We start from the raw sequence: 17,555 nt of genomic DNA on the forward strand, positions 1-17,555 counted from the left end.
GCCCGCATGGCGAAGACCGGTACGACGACCCAGGGGCTGCGTGAGGCGATCGAGCGCAGCGGCTACTACCCGACCCTCGTGGGAGAGGCCGTCGAAGCGGCGGTGGGCGGGGAGCCCGTCAACTCCTACCTCGTGCACCAGGAGACGACGTTCGACTCCAACGAGGTGCGCCGCCACGTCACGGTCCTCGTCCTCACCGGTACGCGCTTCCTCGTCTCGCACACCGACGAGCAGCCCGCGGACGGCACGTCCTCGTCCCCGTACGCGACGACGTCCACGGAGTCGGTGAAGATCCAGCGCATCTCGTCCGTTGTGCTCTCCCGCGTCGTCGCCGACCCCGAGTCCTACACCCCGGGGACGCTGCCCCGGGAGGTCGTGCTGACGATCGGCTGGGGCGCCGTCTCGCGGCTCGACATGGAGCCCGCCACCTGCGGCGACCCCAACTGCGAGGCGGACCACGGCTATACGGGCTCCTCCACGGCCGACGACCTCTCGCTCCGCGTCAGCGAGGCGGCCGACGGCCCGGACACGGTGCGGCAGACCCTGGCCTTCGCGCAGGCGCTCTCAGAGGCGACGGTGACCCCTTCCTGATGGCACAGGCCGCCACCGAGAACCCGCAGGAGCCGCTGCCCCTCGATCCGCGCACCGCTCCCGTTCCGCGCTACGGACGGGCGTCGCTGTCGGACCTGCTGCCCGCCGTCGTCACCGCGCAGGGCATGGAGGGGCTGGAGACGGGGCTGCGGCTCGAACCGGCCGACCGCGCCTGTGTGTTCCTCGTCGACGGCCTCGGCTGGGAGGTGCTGCGGGCACATCCGGAGGAGGCGCCCTTCCTCACCTCGCTCCTGGACACCTCCCTCGGCGGCACCGGCACCGCCCTGACCGCCGGTTTCCCCTCCACGACGGCGACTTCGCTGGCGTCCGTCGGTACGGGCCTGCCTCCCGGCGTGCACGGACTGCCCGGTTACACCGCGCTCGACCCGGACACCGGGCGGCTGATGAACCAGCTGCGCTGGCAGCCCTGGACAGACCCGGAGGCGTGGCAGCCCTATCCGACGGTCTTCCGGCTCGCCGACGCCGCCGGCATCACCGCCAGCCAGGTCTCCGCCCCGCACTTCGAGCAGACGCCGCTGACGCGAGTCGCCCTGTCGGGCGGCACGTTCTACGGAGTGCTGAGCGCGGAGGAGCGCATGGACCAGGCCGCCGCCCGGCTCGCCGCGGCCGGCCGCACGCTCGTCTACACGTACTACGCCGAACTCGACGGCCACGGCCACCGGTACGGCATCGACTCCGACGCCTGGCGCGGCCAGCTGATGTACGTCGACAGGCTCGCGCAGCGTCTCGCCGAGCAACTGCCGCCCCGCTCCGCGCTGTACATCACCGCCGACCACGGCATGGTGGACGTGCCCCGCACGCCGGAGGCCCGCTTCGACGTCGACGAGGACTGGGAGCTGAACGCGGGCCTCGCGCAGCTCGGCGGCGAGGGCCGGATGCGCCACCTCTACGTCGTACCCGGTGCGGCGCGCGACGTGGCGTCGGTGTGGCGTGAGGTCCTCGCGGGCGACGCCTGGGTGGCCACCCGCGAAGAGGCCGTCGAACTGGGGTGGTTCGGGCCGCGGATCGATGACCGTGTGCACGACCGCATCGGCGACGTGGTGGCGGCGATGAGCGGGGACGCCGCCGTCGTGGCCACCGAGCGCGAGCCCAAGGAGTCCGCGCTGATCGGGATGCACGGCTCCGCCACGTCCGCCGAACAGCTCGTCCCGCTCCTCGAAGTGCGCACGTAGAGCGGTACGTTCACGTCCGTGGGCTCACGACCGCAAGAGCGCACACGCCCTGCCCGCCCGCTCAGAAAGGCCGACCTCTCCATGCCAGAGCTGGTGTTCTTCTCCGGAACCATGGACTGCGGCAAGTCGACACTCGCTCTCCAGATCGAGCACAACCGGTCCACGCGCGGCCTCCAGGGGATGATCTTCACGCGCAACGACCGCGCGGGGGAGGGGCGTCTGTCGTCGCGGCTGGGGCTCGTCACGGACGCGGTCGAGGCCAGAGACGGCTTCGACTTCCACTCGCACCTCGTCAAGCATCTGACGGCGGGCGGGCGTGCCGACTACGTCATCGTGGACGAGGCGCAGTTCCTCACACCCGGGCAGATCGACCAACTGGCCCGCATTGTCGACGACTTGGGCATGGACGTCTTCGCTTTCGGCATCGCCACGGACTTCCGGACGAGGCTGTTTCCCGGCTCGCAGCGGCTGATGGAGCTGGCCGACCGCATCGAGGTGCTCCAGGTCGAGGCGCTGTGCTGGTGCGGTGCGCGGGCCACGCACAACGCCCGCACGGTCGGCGGCAAGATGGTCGTCGAGGGCGCGCAGGTCGTCGTCGGCGACGTGGGCGAGCCCACCGGCGAGGTCGGCTACGAGGTGCTGTGCCGCCGCCACCACCGGCGGCGGCTGACCTCCGCGACGGCGCGGGCGGGGGCGCTCTCCCCGGACGTGCTGCCCATCGACGCCCCCGCCACGCCGCACGTCACCTAGCCGCCCAGGTCCGCCCGGCTGCCCCGGCCGCCGGATGCGCTACCCGCACCCTGTGCGATCACGCTGAACTGCGCGCCTTCCGGATCCTCGGCCGTTGCGACCCGCCCGTGCGGGGTGTCGGTGGGCAAGTGCACGAGGGAGCCGCCGAGTTCGAGGATGCGGCGGGCGGTGTCGTCGGTGTCGGAGACGGCGAAGTACGTCTTCCAGTACGGGCCGCGGTCGCGAGGCAGGGCGCGTCCGATGCCTTGGATGCCGGCGACGGGTGCGCCGTCCACGCGCAGTGTCACGTAGTCGTCCTCCGCGGGGTCCTCGCCGGCCCCGCCGTCGCTGACGCCGTCGTCCTCGCCGTCCCCCGGCGAGTGGCCCTTCGTGGGCTCGTATCCGAAGACCGCGGGGTAGAAGCTGCCGGCCGTGGAGGAGTCGCGGGTGACGAGTTCGTACCAGACGGGTGCGCCCGGCACCTCGGCCGTCACCGGGCTGAGGCCGCCGGGCTGCGGCGTCGGCTGCCATACGCCGAAGCCCGCGCCCGTGGTGTCCGCGGCGATGGCCATCCGTCCCGCGCTGTCGGCCTCCAGCGGGCCCACGGCGACGGTGCCGCCGCGCTCCCGGATCAGGCCGGCGGTCTCGTCCGCGTCGTCGCTGGCCATGTACGGCAGCCATGCGACGTTGAGGCTCCGTCCGGGCACGATCTCCCCGAGGCCGGCCACCTCGTGCCCGCCGGCCGACGCCCGTACGTACGGCCCCGGTTGATCCGGTCCGGAGTAGAACTCCCAGCCGAACAGCTTGTGGTAGAACTCCTGGCTCCGGCCGAGCTCCCGCACCAGCAGACTCGCCCAGCACGGCGTGCCGGGCTTCTGTCTCGAATGCGCGTGCCGAGCTACTGACTCCGTCATGCGTCGTCTCCCTAGTGACCATCGTCGATGTGGTCGCGTCGTATGTTGACCGCGGTGGACCGCTTCGGATTCCGTGCTTCCGTGCCGCTGACCGATCGTCGCACCCCCTGTGGCGTCATTCTCACCGACACCGCCGCGAGTTCCCTTTTCGCGTCGGTCTGTTCCTCGGGCCTGAGGGAAAATGGCGGGATGACAGCGATCACTTCGGCATCGGCTCTCGCGGACCGGCTCGCCCGCGGCGAGGCTCCCGTGCTCCTCGACGTACGGTGGCAGCTCGGCGGCCCCCACGGCAGGCCCGACTACGAGGCGGGTCATCTGCCCGGAGCCGTCTACGTCGACCTCGACACCGAACTCGCGGGCCCGCCGGGCGAATCGGGCCGCCATCCGCTGCCCGATCAGGAGGTCTTCGCGGCGGCCATGCGCCGCGCGGGCGTCTCCGGGGACCGTCCCGTGGTGGTCTACGACGGCGGGCAGGGCTGGGCCGCGGCCCGCGCCTGGTGGCTGCTGCGCCGGGCCGGCCACGGCGACGTACGCGTGCTCGACGGCGGCCTCGCCGCATGGGACGGACCGCTGGAGACGGGCGAAGTGACGCCCGAGCCAGGCGACTTCACGCCACGGACGGGGACGACGGGGATGACGGGGACGGTGCGCGCGCTGGACGCGGACGGCGCGGCCGCGCTGGCCCGGCGCGGGATGCTGCTGGACGCGCGGGCAGGGGAGCGTTACCGGGGCGAGGTGGAGCCGATCGACCCCGTCGGCGGGCACATCCCGGGCGCGGTCTCCGCACCGACGTCCGAGAACGTCGTCGAGGCCGCCGGCCGGGACCGGCCGCCGCTGCTGCGTTCGCCGGAGGAACTGCGCGCCCGCTTCCGCGAGTTGGGCGTCACCGATGACACGGAGGTGGGCGTCTACTGCGGATCCGGCGTCTCGGCCGCCCACGAGGTGCTGGCACTGGCGCAGGCGGGAATCGACGCCGCGCTGTATGTGGGTTCCTGGAGCGAATGGTCCGCCGACCCGGAGCGGCCGGTCGCCACCGGCCCCCGGCCCGGCTGAACAGCCGACGGGCTGCCGGCCGACTCAGCCCGGGCGGCGGCCGGTTGGCTCCCCTCCGCGCATGAGAACCACGCGCATGAGAGCCATGAGAACGGGGCGTACGGACCGTGTGGTGATACGGCCCGTACGCCCCGGTGCGTACGTGGGACGGCACACGCGTGCCGGTCCGGCGCTCAGTCCTTCTTGCGGCGCGTGCCGAAGACGATCTCATCCCAACTCGGCACGGCGGCACGCCTTCCGGGCCGCACGCCGTCCGCCTCGGCCTGCCGGTCCGTGTTCCCCTTCAGCCTGTCGCGGTGCGCGCTCACCGACCGCGGCATCAGCACGTCCGCGTACGCCGAGCCGGCGCCCGCGGCCGTCGCCGGAGGCTCCACGGGCTCCTCTTCCTCCTCGGCCTCCCGGTCGTCCTCGGAGGAGCTCTCCGCGTCCGACGAGGACGAGGTGTGGGCGGCGGAGGCCGGAGCGCTCTGCTGCTCCGGCACGACCATGTCGCCGCGGAAGTTCGGCACGGCCTCCAACAGGCTTGTCAGGGAGTCCGGTTCGTCGCCGGAGGCGTCCGCGCCGTCACCGGATGCGCCGGAGAAGCCGGCGGGTTCCAACTCGGCGCGGTCGCCGCCGCGCTCCGCGGCCCGCTCGCTGCGGTCGCCGCGCTCCCTGGGAAGCCGGGCGATGCGCGGGACGAACGGCGTGCTGGGCTCCGGCGTGTCGTCGGTCTCGCCGATGAGCGAGCGCGCCTCGTCGTCCACGGCCTGCACGAGGCGCCGGGGCGGGTCGTACGTCCATGTCGCGGAGTGCGGCTGGCCTGCCACGCGGTAGGCGAGCAGCACCTCCCAGGTGCCGTCCTCGCGTCTCCACGAGTCCCAGTGCACCGCGTCCCTGTCGGCGCCGCGCACCAGCAGCCGCTCGGCCACGGCCTCGCCGAGCTGCGGGCCCGCGTTCTCACCGGGGCGGCGCACGGGCGTCTTGCGGGCGCGCTCGGCCATGAACGCGCGCTCGGCGAGCACGGGTCCCTCGAAGCGGCGCACGCGGTCGACCGGGATGCCCGCGAGCTGTGCGACCTCCTCAGCGGAGGCACCGGCCCGTATACGCGCCTGGATGTCGCGGGGGCGCAGATGGCTCTCGACCTCGATCTCGATCTGGCCGAGGCGTGCCCTGTCGTTCCGTACGGCGGCGCGCAGCCGCTCGTCAATCGGAAGCGTGTATTCCGTGCTGTCGGCAGCTTTGAGCACCAGACGTGTGCCGTCGTTGCTGACGGCCACGACACGCAGTTCGGGCATGTGAACCTCCCGGGTGGTGCCTGCCGACATCACGTGCGTCGCTGCTCCCGCTGGACGAGTGTGGCCTGCCCGTGAGCGGCCTGCCACAACCTTGCCGATCTGTCTGCCGTCCGGGGCCTTCCCGGAGCTGCATACGGCTCGGTTATCACTTCGCAACGCATAGTGACCGTCCTCGTCACCTGTGCTGCCTGAGCCGGGTGTGAGCCGAGGCCAGGGCTCGTCACACTACTCCATTGGGGCCACGCGGGTGGACCGCCGCGCCGTTCAAATTGCAGTCAGGGAACGGGGTTTGCGGTTCGGGCAAGCCCAGAAAGGGCCTCGGGTGGTGGCAAGAGTCACAGATCCGGCCGGAACGGAACCATTGCCTTCGGATATTGCCCGCTTACGTGTCCGTTTATGAACGGGGCGCTCACTGCTGCCAGTTGACCGCCCATCGGCTGGCGGGAGCGGCAAGTCCCCCGGATCGGCGACGACTTCGCACACACGGCAGGGCAGTGCGTGTGCGGGAGCACGACCTGTGTACGGAAAGGGCTCCGTACGTACGGACGGCGCTCAGGGCGTGCGAGAGAACGCCGCGGATGTGCACGCAGCGCGAAGGGGGAGCGCCGGGGGCGGACGGAGGCACATCGCGGGCGAACGGATCTCGCGCGTGCTCCCGCTGCGCGCCGGGCAGCCGGGTTCGGCCGGGCAGCTGGGCCCGGTCGGCCGGTCCGGGGGCCCGGCTCAGTCCCCGAACACCCGCCGCAGATAGTCGTTTCCGAAGATCCGCTGCGGATCGAGCCTGTCGCGGATCCGGGTGAATTCCCCGAACTGCGGATAGGAGGCGGCGAGATGAGAGGCGTCGCGCGTATGCATCTTTCCCCAGTGCGGGCGGCCTCCGTGGGCGGTCATGATCCGCTCCGCCTCGGCGAAGTACGCCTCGTGCGGCGCGCCCCGGTACATGTGCACGGCGATGTACGCCGTCTCGCGCCCGTTCGCCGTCGACAGCGGAATGCCGTCCGCGGGCGCCGTGCGTATCTCGACGGGGAAACCGACGCGGAGCCGTGAGCGCTCGACCGTCTGCTTCAGCTCCCACAGCGCGGGCACCGCCGCCTCGCGCGGCAGGGCGTACTCCATCTCGATGAAGCGCACCCGCCGCGGGCTGGTGAAGACCCGGTAGGGGATGTCGGTGTAAGTACGCGCCGACAGCGCCCTGCTGGAGACGCGGGCGATCGCAGGCACGAGGGCCGGGACCGCCGCCCCCAGCGAACTGACGCCCTGGAAGACGCCGTTGGAGAGCAGCTCGTCGTCGACCCAGCCGCGCACCCGGGGGAGCGGCTTCGCCGGACCGTCGCTGCGGTTGTTCCGCTTGGTGTTGCAGCCGTCGGTGTGCGGGAACCAGTAGAACTCGAAGTGCTCGTTCTCGGCGACGAGTTGATCGAACTCGGCGGTCACCTGCTCGAAGTGCATGGGCTCTTCGCGGGCCGTCAGCAGGAACTCCGGCTCGACGGCGAACGTCAGCTCGCTGATCACGCCCAGCGCCCCGAGACTCAGCCGGGCCGCCGCGAAGACCTCGGCGTTCTCCTGCTCGGAGCAGCGCAGCACCGAGCCGTCGGCGCACACCAGCTCCAGCCCGGTGACCTGGGCGGCCAGCGACGCGGACGTACGGCCGGTGCCGTGCGTCCCCGTGCTCACGGCGCCGGAGACGGTCTGCTCCATGATGTCGCCCATGTTGGTCAGCGACAGTCCGGCGGCGGCGAGGGTCTCGTTGAGCTGCTTGAGCGTCGTACCGGCGGCGACCGTCACGGTGCCCGCGTCCCGGTCCAACTTCCGTACGCCGGCCAGCCGTTCGGGCCGGATCAGCATGCCGTCCGTGACCGCCGCCGGGGTGAAGGAGTGGCCGGTGCCGGCGGCCTTGACGCGGAGTCCGTCCTCGGCGGCGCGGCGTACGGTCTCCGCGAGCGCCTCGGTGGTGGAGGGGGAGACGGTGCGGGCGGGGGCGACGGCGACGTTTCCGGCCCAGTTGCGCCAGGTCGTGCGGCTGCTCCGGCCGTTGCGGCCCGGACGGGCGTCACGGCCCTCGCTCCGTCCACTGCTCGTCGGCTGCGCGCTCATCAGGCCGTGCCCCCTCTCGCGGTGACATCGGATCATACTCACGGCCCCGGGCCCTCCACGCCCGGGGCCGCCTCCGGGGCCCGCCCGCAGGCACACGGCCGGAGGCGCACGGCCACATGTGCGCGCACCGGAGCCGCATGTACGCGCACGGGAGCCGCGCCGACGTCCCGTACCCGGGGATGGCAGGATCGGGAAACATGTCCGATGCGCTCCACGCCGGCGACCCCGCCACCGATCCGGCCCCCGGCACGGCCGGTGACACCGAAGGTGCTCACGGGCCCGCCGGCGCCCGTCCCTACGACGCCCTCCTGCTGCTGTCGTTCGGGGGTCCCGAAGGCCCCGACGACGTCGTGCCGTTCCTGGAGAACGTCACCAGGGGGCGCGGCATCCCGCGCGAGCGCCTCGTGGAGGTGGGCGAGCACTACTTCCTCTTCGACGGTGTCAGCCCCATCAACGCACAGTGCAGGACCCTGCTCGACGCACTGCGCAAGGACTTCGCCGAGCAGGGCGTGGAACTCCCGGTCTACTGGGGCAACCGCAACTGGGCCCCTTATCTCACCGACACCCTGCGGGAGATGGCGCGCGACGGCCGCCGCCGGGTGCTGACGTTCGCCACCAGCGCCTACGCCTCGTACTCGGGCTGCCGTCAGTACCGGGAGAACCTCGCGGAGGCCCTGGCGACCGTCGAGGGGGAGGGGCTGACGCCGCCCCGCGTCGACAAGCTGCGCCACTTCTTCAACCACCCCGGATTCGTGGAGCCCATGGTCGACGGCGTCCTCGCCGCCCTGGGCTCGCTGCCCGCGGACGTACGGGACGGTGCCCGGCTCGCCTTCACCACCCACTCGATCCCCACCGCCGCGGCGGACACCTCCGGGCCGCCGGCGGACCACGGAGACGGCGGGGCGTACGTGGCGCAGCACCTGGACGTCGCCGGGCTCGTCGCCGCGTCGGTGGCCGAGCGCACGGGCACCGAGCGCCCGTGGGAGCTGGTCTACCAGTCCCGCAGCGGCCCGCCCCAAGTGCCGTGGCTGGAGCCGGACATCTGCGACCACCTGGAGTCGCTGCACTCCCAGGGCGCACCCGCGGCAGTGATGGTGCCGATCGGTTTCGTCTCCGACCACATGGAGGTCCTCTACGACCTCGACACCGAGGCCACGGCCAAGGCGCGCGAACTCGGCCTGCCGGTGGCGCGCTCCGCGACCGTCGGCGCCGACCCGCGTTTCATCGCCGCCGTAAGGGAACTGGTGCTGGAGCGCGCCGCCGCCGAGCGCGGCGCGAGCCCGGAACGGTGCGCCCTCGGCGGACTGGGGCCCAGCCACGACGTGTGCCCGGTGGGCTGCTGCCCCGGCCGTACTGCGAAGCCCGCCGCCGCCGGAGAGGACAGTCCATACCCGTGACTCCCGGCGGGCAGACTCGGGACAGCCGACTCCGCGCCCGCGTGGGAACACTGAGGTGGGACCCGCCGCCGGAACCGGTTGCACCGCACCCCGGCACCGGGTCCGCCGAGCACCACGAGGACCACACGCACCGCGAGAATCACACGCACCGCCCGCACAGCGCGCACCAGACACACCACAAAGCACGTTGAAGTACCACGAAGCACGACGAGAGCCCGAGCAAGGAGAATCGTGAGCGCCCAGGTCGACCAGCTCAAGGCCGAACTCCTCGAACTCGCCCTGGAGGCCGCCCACCGCGCCGGTGCCCTCCTGCACGACGGACGCCCCGAGGACCTGGAGGTCTCCGCGACCAAGTCCAGCTCCGTGGACGTCGTCACGGAGATGGACCTCGCCTCCGAGAAGCTGATCACCGGCTATCTCTCGGAGCGCCGCCCCGACGACGGGTTCCTCGGCGAAGAGGGGTCGTCCTCGGCGGGCACCAGCGGCGTCCGCTGGATCGTCGACCCGCTCGACGGCACCGTCAACTATCTGTACGGACTGCCCGGATGGGCCGTCTCGATCGCCGCGGAGTTCGAGGGCGAGACGGTCATCGGCGTCGTCGAGTCACCGCCGCGCCGCGAGACCTTCCGCGCCGCGCTCGGCCACGGCGCCTTCCGCAACGCCCAGCCCGTCCGCTGCCGTCCCGCGCCCCCCTTCGACCAGGCGCTCGTCGGGACCGGCTTCAACTACGTGGCGGAGCGGCGCGCGGTCCAGGCCGATCTGGTGCGGCAGTTGATCCCCCGGGTCCGCGACATCCGCCGCTCCGGCTCGGCCGCCGTCGACCTGTGCGACGTGGCGGCGGGACGGCTCGACGCGTTCTACGAGCGCGGCCTGCACTCATGGGACCTCGCGGCCGGCGACCTCATCGCACGTGAGGCGGGGGCACGCACGGGCGGCCGGCCGGGGCTGCCGCCCGACGGCGAACTCGCGGTGGCGGCGTCACCGGGCGTCTTCGAGATCCTCCAGCCGCTGCTCGACCGCCTCGGCGCCTGGCACGACTGAGGCGCACGCTCCGGCTCCCCGCCCGCCGTGTGCGCGGGCGCTCGCGCGTATCCGCGGCTCGCACGGTTCCGGCATGCGCCAGGCCCGGCCTCCGCCGGACATGAGTGAGCCCCGGGGCGGGGGCTCCCGGGGCTCGATCGCTGCGTATGGGGTCCGGTACGGCCGTCGGCTTCGGACGGAGAAGGCCGTCCGCCGCGGCCCAGGGCGTTCAGACCGTGCTGGCGCCGATCTCCACGCCGTGCTCGGCGGCGATCCTGCGGAGGTCTTCCAGCTCCGACTGCTCGACGTCCACGAGGAAGTCGTCGCCCGACTCACGAGCGCGGCTCAGGTCGCTCTCGGTGTTCTGTATACGCTGGAGAAGTCCGGCAGTGAACGCGTCCATGTTGCGCCCCCTCGTCATGGGTCGGTGGCACAGGGAGTGTGCCGAGGGTTCTGTCGATCATGATCACGACGTGCTCCCTGGCTGGACGGTCGGCAGCCGGAGCGACAGATCTCTCGGTCGGGTGGCTAGCCGCCTACAGGGCGTGATCGCGGGGTGTGCCCCTCGTCCTCCCCGTCGGCAACCTCAGAGAAACCTCAAGCCCCGAAAAATCTCCCGCCCCCGGTCCGACCCGGCCCTTACCGGCGATTTACCGAGGTACGGGGCAGGATTGCAGCATCGCAGCAGCCCCCGCACCGCATCCGTACGGCCGGGACACGCTGCCGTGGTCCCAGCACCAGCAAGCCGGAGACACCGGCTCGGAACCAGCAGGACAGGGAGGCAGCCGCCGTGCGCGTACTCGTCGTCGAGGACGAGCAGCTGCTCGCCGATGCCGTCGCGACGGGGCTCCGCCGGGAGGCCATGGCCGTCGACGTGGTCTACGACGGTGCCGCGGCCGAGGAGCGCGTCGACGTCAACGACTACGACGTCGTCGTCCTCGACCGCGACCTCCCCCGGGTGCACGGCGACGACGTCTGCCGCCGCATCGTCGACCTGGGGCTGCCCACGAGAGTTTTGATGCTCACCGCGTCCGGCGATGTCAGCGACCGCGTCGAGGGATTGGAGATCGGCGCCGACGACTATCTGCCCAAGCCGTTCGCCTTCTCCGAACTGGTCGCGCGCGTACGGGCGCTGGGTCGGCGCGCCACCTCTCCGCTTCCGCCTGTGCTGGAGCGGGCGGGCATCAGGCTCGACCCGAACCGCCGCGAGGTCTTCCGCAACGGCGCCGAGATCCAGCTCGCCCCCAAGGAGTTCGCCGTGCTGGAGGTGCTGATGCGCGGGGAGGGGACCGTCGTCTCCGCCGAGCAGCTGCTGGAGAAGGCCTGGGACGAGAACACCGACCCCTTCACCAACGTCGTGCGGGTCACCGTGATGACGCTGCGCCGCAAGCTCGGCGAGCCCCCGGTGATCCACACCGTCCCCGGCGCCGGATACAGGATCTGATCGCCATGGCCGCCCACACGACACCCTCCGAGCCGTCCGAGCCCGCGAAGCCCGCGGAGTCCGGCGGCGGCCCGTCCTCCGTGCCCGCCGCGGCGCCGCCGAAGCCCACCTGGGACCCGGCCGACCCCTCCCGCCCCTATCCCTGGCTGCGCCCGACGATCCGGATACGGCTCACGCTGCTGTACGGGGGCATGTTCCTCATCGCGGGAATGGTCCTTCTCACCCTCATCTATCTGCTCGCGGCCGAGGCCCTGCACGAGGGCAGCAAGCTCCCCTTCCGCATCCTCGACGCCAACGCCCAGCTCACCTCGGACAGTTGCCCCGGACTCTCGGGCACGCTGCCCAGCGAGCAGTTCATGGAGCGGCTGGAGGACTGCACCGACGCGCAGCGCGCCGCCGCCCTCGACGAACTGCTCCAGCGCTCCCTGCTGGCGCTGCTCGGTCTCGCGGTGGCCGCCTTCGCGTTCGGCTATGTGATGGCGGGCCGGGTCCTGTCGCCGCTGGGCCGCATCACCCGCACCGCCCGCCAGGTCGCCAGCTCCGACCTCCACAAGCGGATCGAACTTGAGGGGCCGGACGACGAACTGAAGGAGCTGTCGGACACCTTCGACGACATGCTGGACCGGCTCGACCGAGCCTTCACCGCGCAGCAGCGCTTCGTCGCGAACGCATCCCACGAGCTGCGCACACCCCTCGCGATCAACCGCACCCTGCTGGAGGTCCAGCTCTCCGACCCCGACGCGTCACCGGAGTTGCAGCAGCTCGGCAAGACCCTGCTCGCCACGAACGAACGCAGCGAACAGCTCGTGGAGGGGCTGCTGCTCCTGGCCCGCAGCGAGAACGAGATCGTCGACCGCAAGCCCGTCGACCTCGCCGAGGTCGCGGCCCACGCCGTCGAGCAGGTCCGTGCCGAGGCGGAGGGCAAGGGCGTGGAGCTTCGCGGCGCACGGCACCCCGTGTACGTACAGGGGAACGGCGTGCTGCTGGAGCGGGTCGCGCTCAACCTCGTGCAGAACGCGGTGCGTTACAACCTTCCGGAGGAGGGATGGGTCTCCGTCGCCACCGAGGCCCTGCCCGGTCACGCGATGCTGCTCGTCGAGAACACGGGCCCGGCGGTCCCGGCGTACGAGATCGACAACCTCTTCGAGCCCTTCCGGCGGCTGCGCAGCGACCGTACGGGCAGCGACAAGGGCGTGGGCCTCGGACTGTCGATCGTGCGCTCCGTGGCACGTGCCCACGGCGGCACCGTGACCGCGGAGCGACGGGAGGAGGGCGGTCTGGCGCTGCGCGTCGTACTGCCGGTCTGAGAGCCGGGGGGATGGGGATACGGAAGACGCATCGCGAGACGTGCACAAGAAGGCACGCACAGTGACGAGTTGCGAGGGCGGGAGCCCTGGAGGATAACTTCAGGGGTTCGCTATATGCGGAATTTTGTCCCGTGGCGTGAAGCGATCATTTCTGTGATCGATCACACACCCGATTTTCCGGCCCGCACCCTGGGTGACGCGGCTACGGGAAGAATTACCGGAAAATCCAGGTTTCCGCTGGTGGAGATCGTGGGCAGTACCCGGGGTGCGTGCGCGCAGCGCGAGCAGGGGACCGTTTAAGGTCCTCCTCGGCAGCCGACGCGATCACCTCTTCAGGGGTGCGGTTGGGTGTCGATTGAGTAACAGACCTTGATGTGAGGCAAAATCTCCGCCTCAGGTCGGGCACAAGTCCGGCCTCTCACGCGTTACGTGCGCTGGAGACACCACAGAAACCCAGAGGGGGAGAGCGAAATGGCAACGGACTACGACACCCCACGCAAGACCGATGACGACGTCAACGAAGACAGCATCGAAGAGCTGAAGGCCCGGCGTAACGACAAGTCGGCGTCCAACGTGGACGTTGACGAGTTCGAGCAGGCCGAGGGCCTGGAGCTGCCCGGCGCGGACCTCTCCAACGAAGAGCTGTCCGTGCGGGTGCTGCCTCGCCAGGCCGACGAGTTCACGTGCATGAGCTGCTTCCTCGTCCATCACCGGTCCCAGCTCGCGGCCGAGAAGAACGGCCAGCCCGTCTGCCGCGACTGCGCGGCCTGATCGGCGCGGGGCTGCCGTAGTGGCGGACGGAACGCGTGACGACGAGCGAGGCGAGCCCGACCAGCGGACCTCGCTCGTGCCGGTGCCTGCGAAGCCGCGTCAGCGGTCCCTTCTCCCGTGGCCGCGCAAGGGGGGCGGCAGGACCGCGGGAGACGGCGACACAGTGAAGCAGCGTGGCGACGGAAAGGTGCGCGCCTTCCTCGGGGTGGTCGCCGACCGCGTCATCGAGACGGCGCCCCGGATCCCGGTGCGGGACCTCGAGACGCTGCGCAGACAGTTTCCCGGGCTCGGCCCGGAGGAGATCGCGGACAAGCTGGTCGCCGGAGCGGTTCGCGGCTCGGCGACCGTCGGTGCGGGAGTGGGCGCGGCCGCGATGCTGCCCGTACCACCGGCGATGCCCGCCGAACTCGCCGCGGAGATCGTCGGAGTGGCCTCCGTCGAGCTCAAACTCATCGCCGAGCTGCACGAGTTGTACGGACGGCGGCCGCCCGGCAATGCGAAGCAGCGGGCCACCGCCTACCTGGGGGCGTGGACTTCCGAGCGTGGCATCGACGTCACCCGGCCCACGACCCTGAACGCCGCCCTCGGCGGCCAGATGAAGCGCGAGCTGCGACAGCAGCTGCTCAAGCGCACCGTGCGCAACCTTCCGAACCTGACGCCCTTCCTGGTGGGCGCCGCGGTGGGCGCCGTGATGAACAGCCGTGACACGAAGAAGATCGCCGAGAAGATCAGGAAAGATCTCCGTGCACACGGCGACGGCTGGGAGGCGCTGCCGCCCGGGGACGGCTCAGGCAGCGGCACGCAGCGTCTCGGCGCCACTTCCGGCAGGCCCGCTCTGCCGCCTTCCTCGCACTGAACTCCCGGCCCCCGCCCCGTAGTTCTCCTGCCCCGAGGCATTCACTGCGGCGGCGCCGTCCGCCGTTCCCCGGCTTCCGAGAGCGCATCGGCGAGCCGTCGCGGCGTACGCGTGGAGAGGTAGAGGTAAGGCGTCGGATCGTCCGGGTCCGTCACCTCCACCCGCACCGCGGTGCGGACATAGCTGCGAAGGAGCATGTGCGCACGCGGATCCGCCTTGTGCGTGCGCCAGGCGAAGGCCTCCTCCTCGTCCAGCACGTGCGCGGTGCCGAGCGCCGACAGCGGCAGCTTCGCGTCCCCCGCGACGAGTGAGCCGGAGACGACGCGGATGCGTGCCGAGCCGTACGAACTGACCGCGAGCGCCGCGAGGACCCCCGACGCCGCCAGCCCCGCGAGCATCGGCAGAACGCCCAGCGGGAACATCACCAGCGCACCCCCGACGCCCACCAGGGCGGCGATGAGCCACCAGGAGCCGGGGGCCGTGAGGCGTTCGTCGTAGGGCTGTTGCTGAGCGGTCATGCGCCAAGCCTGTCACGCGCCGTGCGGAGGCCGCGGCCGGGCTCCGGGGGGAAGCCCGGGGCAGAGGGCACGGGACGAGCCACCAGGTCCTGTGAGAAGTACCCGGGCCGCTTGAGGGCCGTCGTCCGGTGACCCGGCGGTAGGGTCTGCACACGTGAGTACAGCCCGATCGCGGAACGCGCCGGAGGGCGGCCGGCCCGCCCCGCCGACGACACCGCCGACGACATCGTCCAGGACTCCGCTGACGCCGCCGGCCGGCGCCGACGCGGCGGTACGGCATCTCAGCGCACCGCCGCCCGGAGCGCTCCTCGGCTCCCACTACGAGCACTGCTTCGGCTGCGGCGCCGCCCAGGCGCACGGCCTTCACCTGGAGGTCAGAGCGGGCGAAGGGGTCGACGTCACCGCCGAGTTCACCGTACGGGCCGTGCACCAGGGAGCCCCGGGCCTCGCACACGGAGGTGTGCTGTCCACCGCGCTCGACGAGACGATGGGCTCGCTGGGCTGGCTCATGCATACGGTCATGGTGACGGGCCGCCTGGAGACCGATTTCGTACGGCCCGTGCCGCTCGGCACGGTCCTCCACCTCGGCGCTGAGGTCACCGCCGTCGACGGGCGGAAGGTCTTCACGAGCGCCGCGGGCCGCATCGGGGCGCCCGACGGGCCGGTCGCCCTGCGCGCCCAGGCCCTGTTCATCAAGGTGAACGTCGAGCACTTCACCGAACACGGGCGGGACGAGGAGATCAAGACGGCCATGGCGGACCCCGACCAGGTGCGCAGGGCGAGGGCATTCGAGGTGAACCCGTGAGCAGGGACCCCGTCGACATCATGCTGCGGCGCCTGGACCCCGGCGTCCCCGTGCCGTCCTACGCGCACCCCGGCGACGCCGGCTGTGACCTCGTGACCACCGAGGCCGCCGAGCTGGCGCCGGGGGAGCGCACCGTGCTGCCCACCGGAATCTCCATCGCGCTGCCCGAGGGCTATGCGGCGTTCGTCCACCCCCGGTCGGGGCTGGCGGCCCGCTGCGGTATCTCGTTGGTGAATGCACCGGGAACGGTCGATGCCGGGTACCGTGGAGAGATCAAGGTGATCGTGGCGAATCTTGATCCGCGTACGACCGTGCGGTTCGAGCGTCTCGACCGCATTGCCCAACTCGTCGTCCAGCAAGTGGAGAAGGTGCGTTTCCACGAGGTGGCGGAGTTGCCGGGCTCGGCGCGGGCCGCAGGGGGATTCGGCTCCACAGGCGGTCACAGCCAGGCCGCCGCACATCAGAATGACTACGTTCCGGTCGGGGCCGACCGGCATTCCGACCTGAGAGGACAGTGACGTGTTCGGACGTCGTCGCAACAAGAGCGAAGAGCCTGAGAAGGGCACCTCGGACGACTTCGGCTCGTACGAGGAGGACGCCGCGCCGGACGATTCCCGCTCCGCAGGCGCGGTCACGGACGCCGAGGGGGCGCGCGTGAAGCTGCCGCCGGCGCCGCGCCCCGACGGCCCCTGGGACGTGAGCGAGGTCACCGACCCCGGCAACGGCCGCGTGAATCTCGGCGGTCTGTACGTGCCGGGCGTGGAGGGAATGGAGCTGCGGGTCGAGGTCGCGGGGGAGTCGATCGTCGCGGCCACGCTGGTCGTGCAGGACAGCGCCCTCCAGCTCCAGGCGTTCGCCGCCCCCAAGCGCGAGGGCCTGTGGGACGAGGTGCGCGAGGAGATCGCGACGGGCATCACCAGGCAGGGCGGCGTGATCGACGAGGTCGAGGGGCCGCTGGGCTGGGAGCTGCGTGCCCAGGTCCCGGTGCAGCTGCCCGACGGTACGAACGGCGTGCAGGTCGTGCGCTTCGTCGGCGTCGACGGCCCCCGCTGGTTCCTGCGCGGCGTGATCTCCGGTCAGGGCGCGGTCCAGCCGCAGACCGGCGGGCTGCTGGAGCAGGTCTTCCGCGACACGGTCATCGTGCGCGGTGAGTCCCCGATGGCGCCGCGCGACCCGATCGTGCTGAAGCTGCCCGAGGACGCACAGATGGTGCCGGACGGCGTGCAGCAGGAGACCGTCGAGGAGGGCTCGCGCTTCGCCGGCGGGCTCGACAAGCTTCAGCGCGGCCCGGAGATCACCGAGGTCCGCTGAGCGTACGAAGGCCGCCGGGGATCCGGGACACGATCCGGGGACCGTGACGGTCAGGACGATCGTGCCGGTCATGAAGGTCGTGACGGCACTGACGGCCGAGAGCAGTGAGCCGCCGTGCGTGCCCCTGGGCGGGGCCGCCGGCGGCTCGCTGTTTTCCAGGCGCCTTGTCCCGCCTTGCAGTTGTCTCCTCCGGCCTTCTCGCGCGGACCGGCGCAGGCGCCCGGATCGCTGCTGCCGGGAGACTCCCGGCGGAATCCCCGCGCCCTCATGGGGGC

The 17,555-nt window shown here is 71.7% G+C and carries 18 protein-coding genes; 13 read left to right on the forward strand and 5 right to left on the reverse strand.

The window, feature by feature from the left end:
• Positions 1-6 precede the first annotated feature (6 nt).
• The 3 genes from HCC61_RS14145 (at position 7) to HCC61_RS14155 (ending at position 2,534) form a co-directional block, all read left to right on the forward strand.
• On the forward strand, positions 7-591 hold the full coding sequence (locus HCC61_RS14145) for a DUF5998 family protein (RefSeq protein WP_169135790.1): 585 nt from the start codon (positions 7-9) through the stop codon (positions 589-591).
• Positions 591-1,784 (forward strand): nucleotide pyrophosphatase/phosphodiesterase family protein, encoded by a 1,194-nt coding sequence (locus HCC61_RS14150; protein ID WP_169135791.1) that lies wholly within the window; start codon positions 591-593, stop codon positions 1,782-1,784. Before HCC61_RS14145 ends, HCC61_RS14150 begins: the two co-directional genes overlap by 1 nt.
• An 81-nt stretch (positions 1,785-1,865) precedes the next feature.
• The gene (locus HCC61_RS14155; RefSeq protein WP_169135792.1) at positions 1,866-2,534 is read left to right on the forward strand and encodes a thymidine kinase; all 669 of its coding nucleotides are present in this window, start codon (positions 1,866-1,868) and stop codon (positions 2,532-2,534) included.
• Here HCC61_RS14155 and HCC61_RS14160 read toward each other — a convergent pair.
• Positions 2,531-3,427, reverse strand: coding sequence for a VOC family protein (locus HCC61_RS14160; RefSeq protein WP_169135793.1), 897 nt, complete (start codon positions 3,425-3,427; stop codon positions 2,531-2,533). The genes HCC61_RS14155 and HCC61_RS14160 overlap by 4 nt on opposite strands.
• 189 nt (positions 3,428-3,616) lie before the next feature.
• On the opposite strand from HCC61_RS14160, the gene HCC61_RS14165 reads away from it, so the two are divergent.
• On the forward strand, positions 3,617-4,480 hold the full coding sequence (locus HCC61_RS14165; protein ID WP_169135794.1) for a sulfurtransferase: 864 nt from the start codon (positions 3,617-3,619) through the stop codon (positions 4,478-4,480).
• A 173-nt stretch (positions 4,481-4,653) separates the two neighbouring features.
• Here the strand turns inward: HCC61_RS14165 and sepH are convergent, their stop codons facing one another.
• Entirely contained in the window at positions 4,654-5,757 is a 1,104-nt protein-coding gene (gene sepH, locus HCC61_RS14170; protein WP_169135795.1) for a septation protein SepH, read from the reverse strand.
• Between the two features lie 723 nt (positions 5,758-6,480).
• The gene (locus tag HCC61_RS14175) at positions 6,481-7,851 is read right to left on the reverse strand and encodes a D-arabinono-1,4-lactone oxidase (protein ID WP_169135796.1); all 1,371 of its coding nucleotides are present in this window, start codon (positions 7,849-7,851) and stop codon (positions 6,481-6,483) included.
• 197 nt (positions 7,852-8,048) lie between these two features.
• On the opposite strand from HCC61_RS14175, the gene HCC61_RS14180 reads away from it, so the two are divergent.
• Complete coding sequence (locus tag HCC61_RS14180; RefSeq protein ID WP_169135797.1) at positions 8,049-9,248, forward strand: ferrochelatase; 1,200 nt, start codon at positions 8,049-8,051, stop codon at positions 9,246-9,248.
• 231 nt (positions 9,249-9,479) lie between these two features.
• Positions 9,480-10,289 (forward strand): inositol monophosphatase family protein, encoded by an 810-nt coding sequence (locus HCC61_RS14185; protein WP_169135798.1) that lies wholly within the window; start codon positions 9,480-9,482, stop codon positions 10,287-10,289.
• Between the two features lie 208 nt (positions 10,290-10,497).
• Here HCC61_RS14185 and HCC61_RS14190 read toward each other — a convergent pair whose 3' ends face one another.
• Positions 10,498-10,671 carry a hypothetical protein gene (locus tag HCC61_RS14190; protein ID WP_169135799.1) on the reverse strand — a complete coding sequence of 58 codons (174 nt, stop codon included), beginning with the start codon at positions 10,669-10,671 and terminating at the stop codon, positions 10,498-10,500.
• A gap of 387 nt (positions 10,672-11,058) precedes the next feature.
• On the opposite strand from HCC61_RS14190, the gene HCC61_RS14195 reads away from it, so the two are divergent.
• The 4 genes from HCC61_RS14195 (at position 11,059) to HCC61_RS14210 (ending at position 14,646) form a co-directional block, all read left to right on the forward strand.
• Positions 11,059-11,712 (forward strand): response regulator transcription factor, encoded by a 654-nt coding sequence (locus HCC61_RS14195; protein ID WP_169135800.1) that lies wholly within the window; start codon positions 11,059-11,061, stop codon positions 11,710-11,712.
• A gap of 5 nt (positions 11,713-11,717) precedes the next feature.
• A complete protein-coding gene (locus HCC61_RS14200) occupies positions 11,718-13,019 on the forward strand; it encodes a HAMP domain-containing sensor histidine kinase (RefSeq protein ID WP_169135801.1) in 1,302 nt (433 codons plus the stop codon).
• Positions 13,020-13,490: 471 nt separating this feature from the next.
• Positions 13,491-13,790 carry a DUF4193 domain-containing protein gene (locus HCC61_RS14205; RefSeq protein ID WP_070010553.1) on the forward strand — a complete coding sequence of 100 codons (300 nt, stop codon included), beginning with the start codon at positions 13,491-13,493 and terminating at the stop codon, positions 13,788-13,790.
• 163 nt (positions 13,791-13,953) lie between these two features.
• Positions 13,954-14,646 carry a hypothetical protein gene (locus HCC61_RS14210; RefSeq protein WP_346777193.1) on the forward strand — a complete coding sequence of 231 codons (693 nt, stop codon included), beginning with the start codon at positions 13,954-13,956 and terminating at the stop codon, positions 14,644-14,646.
• A gap of 41 nt (positions 14,647-14,687) precedes the next feature.
• On the opposite strand, the gene HCC61_RS14215 is transcribed toward HCC61_RS14210, so the two are convergent.
• Positions 14,688-15,164 carry a DUF3093 domain-containing protein gene (locus tag HCC61_RS14215; protein WP_169135802.1) on the reverse strand — a complete coding sequence of 159 codons (477 nt, stop codon included), beginning with the start codon at positions 15,162-15,164 and terminating at the stop codon, positions 14,688-14,690.
• Between the two features lie 241 nt (positions 15,165-15,405).
• Here HCC61_RS14215 and HCC61_RS14220 point away from each other — a divergent pair, with 241 nt between their 5' ends.
• The 3 genes from HCC61_RS14220 to HCC61_RS14230 are packed head-to-tail and all read left to right on the forward strand — an operon-like array spanning position 15,406 to position 17,280.
• Entirely contained in the window at positions 15,406-15,969 is a 564-nt protein-coding gene (locus HCC61_RS14220) for a PaaI family thioesterase (protein WP_206322519.1), read from the forward strand.
• Positions 15,966-16,487, forward strand: coding sequence for a dUTP diphosphatase (gene dut, locus HCC61_RS14225; protein ID WP_346777194.1), 522 nt, complete (start codon positions 15,966-15,968; stop codon positions 16,485-16,487). The genes HCC61_RS14220 and dut overlap by 4 nt, the downstream gene beginning before the upstream one ends.
• A gap of 1 nt (position 16,488) precedes the next feature.
• The gene (locus tag HCC61_RS14230; RefSeq protein ID WP_169135804.1) at positions 16,489-17,280 is read left to right on the forward strand and encodes a DUF3710 domain-containing protein; all 792 of its coding nucleotides are present in this window, start codon (positions 16,489-16,491) and stop codon (positions 17,278-17,280) included.
• Positions 17,281-17,555 lie beyond the last annotated feature (275 nt).

This window comes from Streptomyces sp. HNM0575 (assembly GCF_012726265.1).
Taxonomy (GTDB): Bacteria; Actinomycetota; Actinomycetes; order Streptomycetales; family Streptomycetaceae; genus Streptomyces.